Here is a 2,379-nt window from a genome sequence, read left to right as displayed (position 1 = left end):
ACCTAAATTAACTAAAAACTGGAAAAAGAGAGCCCCAATAAAGCCTGTTGGTTACCTAAATTAACTAAAAACCTGGAAAAAGAGGGCCCCAATAGCCACATTTCTCCTCCAAACAAAATAAAGACTGTAAACAAGCTCGATTTTTATCGAGTTTGTCTACAGTCTGTGAGCAGCCATTTTTGGCTGCTCTTTCTCATGTTTACTGACCTTGCAAATCCCTTAGTTTGTTTAGGACTTTATCGCCAATTCTGCCGGCGTCTTCCTGCATTTGGTCTAAAACCTTCTGCCATTTTGGAGCTTCCTCTTTTAATCTTTCTTCAACCTGGCCTGCCCGTTCCTTCAATTCTTTCTCAAGCTCAGTCGCTTTTTCTTTTATTGCTTGTTCTGTTTCTTTATAATCGATCGTTTTGCCAGATATGCGAGTATTTACCGATTCGACATCGAATTCCTGAGGCTTGATATTCGGAACGGATTCCTCCATAATCGCACGGAAAATTGGAACAACATCCTTGGAACTGCTGCTTGACAGATAATGTTCGCGATCTGTCTTATCATAGCCGAGCCAGACGGCACCAACCAGGTTTGGCGTATAGCCAACAAACCATTGATCCTTCGTTCCGTCAACGTCTGCATAAGGCAGCTGTGTAGAACCCGTTTTACCTGCAATTTGGGCATCCTCTAGCTTTGTACCTTTCCCTGTACCAGTCTCCACGACATTGAGCAGCATAGAAGTCATTTCATTCGCTACTCCCTTTGATGTGACCCTTGTTGTCGAACCGTCATGCTCGGCAATGATTTTACCTGTAGGCCCAACTATTTTTGTAATCAAATGAGCATCATGCCGCTTACCGCCATTTGGAAAAACGGAATAGGCTTCAGCCATTTGAAGAGGGGAGACACCGTTATGCATTCCACCCAAAGCCAGCGCCAGGTTTTGGTCTTCCTTTTCAACCTTGATGCCAAATCTTCGTACTGAATCGATTCCCTTTTCGAGACCGATTTCATTTAACAGCCAGACTGCCGGGAGATTGATTGACTTCTCAATCGCCTCATACATCGGGACTTCCCCCTGGTAGGTGTCAGAGAAGTTTTTTGGACTGTAGTTTTTAAAACTCATCTTCTTGTCTACTAGCATTGAGTCGTATTCATAACCTTCCTCAAGTGCAGGTGTATACACGGCCAGCGGCTTCATTGTGGAGCCTGGCTGTGCCTTTAAGTGGGTTGCCCTGTTGAAACCTCGAAACACTTTTTCACCACGGCCGCCAACCAATGCGCGTACTCCGCCGTTACCTGGGTCAAGCAGGACCGATCCACTTTGTACAAGGACATCTCTTGCTCGGTCAGGAAACAGATAGTCCTGGGTATACACTTTTTCAAGGCCTGTTTGAATGTTTTGATCCAATTCTGTATGGATTCGGTAGGCCCTCGTCATAATTTCATCCTGCGTAAGGCCATATCTGCTTGTCGCTTCATCGAGAACCGCGTCCACATAAGATGGATACTTGCGGTCCGCAAGGCTGCCACCGCCATCCTCAAGTTCGATTTTCTCTTTTTTAGCATTTTTATATTCTTCATCAGAAATCATGCCTTGCTCTTTCATTTTAGCTAAAACGACATTCCTTCGTTTCATTGCACCATCATAATTATTATATGGGTCTAATGCTGAAGGCGCATGGAGAAGACCTGCAAGCATCGCCGCCTCACTGATCGTAGCATCCTGAATATCCTTTGCGAAGTACTTTTTGCTTGCATTATTAATGCCGAAAGCCCCGCTGCCGAAATAAACTTGATTAAGATACATTTCAATGATTTCTTCCTTGGTATATACCTTTTCAAGCTCGACAGCTAAAAATAATTCTTCTACCTTGCGCTTGTACGTTCGTTCAGGTGACAGCAGTGCGTTTTTAGTTAATTGCTGCGTTAGCGTACTGCCGCCGCCGGTGATCCTTCCTGCGAATAAATTGCCAAATAAGGCACGGGCAATACCTTTAATATCAAAACCACCATGTTTATAGAAACGTTCGTCTTCGATCGCAACGACTGCATTAGGTACATATTCTGGAATGTCTTTAATAGATATTCCGCCGGTTCTATTTGTCGCAAGCTTGCTTGCTTCATCCCCGTCTTTGTCATAAATGACCGTTGCCTGGCTAAGACCATCCTTTAATGATTGGACATTGGCTCTGCTTGCAATGAATGCAAACCAAAGAATGGAAAGTAGTATGAAAACTAATAAGATCAATAACAAAATTTGTGTAAGGTGGCGTCTTTTCCAAAAGCGGACAACAGCCTCCCAAAATCGTTTCAATAAATGCATAGTCGATCTCCTTTTAAATTGAAGCTTTTGTGTAGTCTTCTCTGCTGGTAATATAAGGTTAT

1 protein-coding gene is annotated in these 2,379 nt (G+C 43.5%); it reads right to left on the bottom strand.

Features of this window, described 5'->3' with window-relative positions:
* Nucleotides 1-199: 199 nt before the first annotated feature.
* On the bottom strand, nucleotides 200-2,317 hold the full coding sequence (locus tag WB217_RS00190; RefSeq protein WP_423989513.1) for a PBP1A family penicillin-binding protein: 2,118 nt from the start codon (nucleotides 2,315-2,317) through the stop codon (nucleotides 200-202).
* Between the last annotated feature and the right edge of the window lie 62 nt (nucleotides 2,318-2,379).

This window comes from Mesobacillus sp., from assembly GCF_049588175.1.
Taxonomy (GTDB): Bacteria; Bacillota; Bacilli; order Bacillales; family Cytobacillaceae; genus Mesobacillus.
This window is presented reverse-complemented; position numbering and strand designations above follow the sequence as displayed.